3 protein-coding genes are annotated in these 1820 nt (G+C 62.3%); all 3 read left to right on the top strand.

All coding sequences use genetic code 11. The features are described 5' to 3' along the window. Positions 1-59 precede the first annotated feature (59 nt). On the top strand, positions 60-977 hold the full coding sequence (iolE, locus tag EOA86_RS33160) for a myo-inosose-2 dehydratase (RefSeq protein ID WP_128345418.1): 918 nt from the start codon (positions 60-62) through the stop codon (positions 975-977). Between the two features lie 47 nt (positions 978-1024). Then, entirely contained in the window at positions 1025-1243 is a 219-nt protein-coding gene (locus EOA86_RS33155) for a DUF3329 domain-containing protein (protein ID WP_029347375.1), read from the top strand. Positions 1244-1249: 6 nt separating this feature from the next. Next, positions 1250-1820 (top strand): 5-deoxy-glucuronate isomerase (locus EOA86_RS33150; protein ID WP_128345417.1); only part of this gene is annotated, 571 nt, incomplete at its 3' end.

Here is a 1820-nt window from a genome sequence, read left to right as displayed (position 1 = left end):
TCGCAGCGACCCTCCCCACAAGGGCGAGGGTGGACACGAACTGACATTGGAGTGACGACTTGAAAGCCAAACTGGGCATGTCCCCCATTGCATGGTGGAACGACGATCTTGCGGAACTCAGCGATGACGTCTCGCTGGAGGAGTGCTTGCGCCAGTCGCGTTCGGCAGGTTTCACCGGCATGGAAATGGGCCGCCGTTTTCCCAGTGACCCGGAGATCATGCTGCCGATCCTGAAAGAGGCCGACGTCACGCTTTGCGGTGGCTGGTTCTCCGGTACGCTGGTCGACGAAGACATGGCGGGGAATAAGGATCGCATCCAGCCGATGATCGATCTGTTCAAGGCGGTGAACGCTCCTTGCATCGTCTACGGCGAGGTCGGCCGCTCCATCCAGGGCGACCGCTCGAAGCCGCTCGCCACCAAGCCCAGGCTTTCGGACGACGAGATGAAAGCCTATGCGAAGCGCCTCACGCAGTTCGGGGAATGGTGCGCCGAGCAGGGCATGCCGCTCTCCTACCACCATCATATGGCAGCGGTGGTCGAGACGGAGCCGGAGCTTGATGCCTTCATGCGCTTTTCGGGAGAAGGCATCCCCTTGCTGCTCGATGCCGGTCACCTGGCCTTTGCCGGCGGTGACGTGCTGCGCGCCATCGACAAGCATCACCGGCGCATCAACCATGTGCATGTGAAAGACATACGCATGGAGGTGATCGAGAAACTCGACCGCCAGAAGCAATCCTTCCTAGACGCCGTGGCGCTCGGCGCCTTCACGGTGCCGGGAGACGGTTCGCTGGATTTTGGCGTCATCGTGGAAAGGCTGGCGAACTACGGCTATGAAGGCTGGTTCGTCGTCGAGGCCGAGCAGGACCCGAAGACGAATCCGCCGTTCAAGATGGCGCAAGTCGGCTACAAGGAATTGATGCGGGTGATGACGGCTGCCGGTTACACCGTTGAAACACAGGGCTTCCCCAATGCTTGAATGCAGTATTCCCGGCGAAGGGCTGATCCGATGCGGGGGCTGATCCGATGAAGGACTCCGAGCATCCGTTCTTCCGGCCCTTGTGGCGGCGCGTTGCCATCGTCGCGGTCTGCCTGGGCTGGGCCGTGGTCGAGTTTGCCACCGGCGCGCCGTTCTGGGGCATGATCGCGCTCGGCTTCGCCGGCTATGCCGTCTGGCAGTTCTTCTATCTCTATAAGCCGGCCGACGGCGGCAAGGCTTCGGCCGATACCGAACCAAAGGAATGAAGCGCGATGTCGAAACTGCTGGTTAAGGCCGATAAGGGCCATGGCCACGTCGCCCATGTGACGCCGCAAAACGCCGGCTGGACTTATGTCGGTTTCGATCTGCATCGATTGCGGCCAGGCGGAACAGCCTCCGGGCAAACCGCGAACCGTGAAGTCTGCCTGGTGTTCGTCACCGGCAAGGGCAAGGCGACGGCCGGCGGCAAGGATCTCGGCCTGCTCGGCGAACGCATGTCGCCCTTCGAAGGCAAGCCGTGGTCGGTCTATGTGCCGCAGGACTCTGACTGGTCGGTGACATCAGACACCGATCTCGAACTTGCGGTCTGCTCGGCGCCGGGGCTTGGCGGCGGCCTGCCGGTCCGCGTCATTGCGCCGAAGGATCTCGGCCAGGAGGTTCGCGGCAAGGGCACCAACACGCGCTATGTCACCAACATCCTGCCGGAGGGCAAGCCGGCCGACTCATTGCTGGTGGTCGAGGTCATCACGCCGGGCGGCCACACATCGAGCTATCCGCCGCACAAGCATGACCAGGACAATCTGCCGGCCGAGTCCTATCTCGAGGAGACCTACTACCTGTCTC

The sequence above is a fragment of the Mesorhizobium sp. M5C.F.Ca.IN.020.32.2.1 genome, from assembly GCF_004023105.1.
Taxonomy (GTDB): Bacteria; Pseudomonadota; Alphaproteobacteria; order Rhizobiales; family Rhizobiaceae; genus Mesorhizobium; species Mesorhizobium wenxiniae.
This window is presented reverse-complemented; position numbering and strand designations above follow the sequence as displayed.

Excerpts from the sequence above, each read along its gene's own strand:
- EOA86_RS33155 (WP_029347375.1), top strand. The coding sequence starts at position 1,025 with ATGAAGGACTCCGAGCATCCGTTCTTCCGGCCCTTGTGGCGGCGCGTT.